Here is a 1,326-nt window from a genome sequence, read left to right on the forward strand (position 1 = left end):
AAGGCGTATCTGTCTGAAGATGCCGATGTCCGAGAGATGACAGTCTTCAAATAGACTCCGAAATCTGAGAGTTGTGAACTTCTATGGATGGGTAATCGGGACATGCTTTCTATTATTTTATTATTGACAATACGCTCTCAATGTCTATCATGCCACTGTTGAAACTTGCTCATCAAGAAAAAAGCGGAAAGTAAGCTAAGCACTGTAAGGATAATCTCAACAACTGACCATAAGAACATCTGCAAAGGAGATAGAATGGAAGTCTTTGCCAATTCAACAAAGGTATAGACACAATAAGGCAAAGTCAAGATTGTGGTAATGATAATAGGTATATATTTTCGGTATATTGCCCATTGAGCAAGATGTACTATAAGATGGATGGAATATCCTGCAAATGCAGCGAACCACCATTGATAAGCATCTATCCACACGGCACAGAAAGAAATGAGGGAAATCAGAATGAACTCGTGGGTAGTCCCAATGGCAAATGTGGCTGTGGAACAATCAAAATGTCCCCTGTGTGCAAGAAACTGCTCGAATTGAGGGAAACGCCAAAGGCGTTAATTCTTTCCGATAATTAGGACTTAATTTCAACCATATACCAGAGAAATCCTTAAACAAAGGGGAATCATTGACGGTTTTTGTACACCAACCATCAGGTTCGGAAAATTGTTGTTGGTCGTGTATAAAAAGTTCTTGGAAATCATTTCTAAAATCTGCTGATTGGATATAATTAGAGCATTCATCATCGTTGATCAAATAATATAAATCATAGAAATGACGGATTTTCGAAGATAAAGATTTAATGGTATCAGCCTCAAATGAGAAACGAAATAGTGAAACCAATTTTTCTACAATAGTCCTTCGCTTGTCTAAAACATTGATTGAGAAATGTTTCAAATTGTATTGTTCTATCAAATCTATTCTGCCAATATTTATAAGATATTCTGTCAGAAACGAACTTATTTCCTTATTGATGTATGGATATGGATTTGCATAAGTATTGACCTCAATTAGGATCTGTCCTGCTTTCATAGCGGAAGAAGTTAGTCCGACCAAGTTTGGATATTGATAAATTGCCTTGTAGAAGCGGGAACCTTTACTTGTTACATTGGGTACGACAAGTTCGTTTAGATCGGCTGACATATCTTTAGCAAGTCGTTTGATGAATGTTTTTAGTTGATTCCCAGAAAAAGAATCCGCATCAATGACAGCTATATCTATATCCTCAGATAGTTTATCAGAACTAATGATAATTACTCTTATCCAAAGTAAAATGTTATCCAAAGTAAGTCCTCAACTGATTCTATAAATTAACAAGTCATA

The 1,326-nt window shown here is 36.0% G+C and carries 1 protein-coding gene and 2 pseudogenes; all 3 read right to left on the reverse strand.

Annotation, left to right across the window (positions count from 1 at the left end; all coding sequences use genetic code 11):
- Window positions 1–104, reverse strand: a pseudogene (locus tag L888_RS14960) (AraC family transcriptional regulator); the annotation flags it as partial.
- A gap of 33 nt (window positions 105–137) precedes the next feature.
- Window positions 138–551, reverse strand: a pseudogene (locus L888_RS14205) (HXXEE domain-containing protein); the annotation flags it as partial.
- Window positions 505–1,287 (reverse strand): nucleotidyl transferase AbiEii/AbiGii toxin family protein, encoded by a 783-nt coding sequence (locus L888_RS13720; RefSeq protein WP_044249305.1) that lies wholly within the window; start codon window positions 1,285–1,287, stop codon window positions 505–507. The pseudogene L888_RS14205 and the gene L888_RS13720, both read right to left, overlap by 47 nt.
- Between the last annotated feature and the right edge of the window lie 39 nt (window positions 1,288–1,326).

Origin of the sequence: Hallella seregens ATCC 51272 (genome assembly GCF_000518545.1) — a bacterium.
GTDB lineage: Bacteria > Bacteroidota > Bacteroidia > Bacteroidales > Bacteroidaceae > Prevotella > Prevotella seregens.